Origin of the sequence: Parvimonas sp. D9 (genome assembly GCF_035282565.1) — a bacterium.
Taxonomy (GTDB): Bacteria; Bacillota; Clostridia; order Tissierellales; family Peptoniphilaceae; genus Parvimonas; species Parvimonas micra.
This window is the reverse complement of record NZ_JAYKBM010000204.1, coordinates 1-254: the sequence shown is the minus strand read 5'-3', so window position 1 is coordinate 254 and position 254 is coordinate 1. Positions and strand designations below refer to the sequence as shown.

1 protein-coding gene is annotated in these 254 nt (G+C 30.3%); it reads left to right on the top strand.

The annotated features are described in order from the left end of the window. The coding region (locus tag VJI94_RS08565; RefSeq protein ID WP_324009062.1) for an arginine deiminase family protein at positions 1–98 on the top strand (98 nt) is incomplete at its 5' end. Positions 99–254: the final 156 nt, after the last annotated feature.

Genomic DNA, 254 nt, shown 5'->3' with positions numbered 1-254 from the left:
AAGGAGTAAAACTTCATAAGATTGATTCAGGTGAATTATCTAGAGGTCGTGGGGGCCCAAGATGTATGAGTATGCCTCTATTTAGAGAAAACTTATAAAAAATTTTAATTAAAGCACAGAATTTCTGTGCTTTTTCTATGCTCTATTTTATATGCTCTATTTTAGCACTAAAAAACAACGGATTTTCACCCGTTGTTTTTTTATTTTTTATTTATGAAACTCTTTCTACAAATAATTTTCCAACTTCTCCGTTG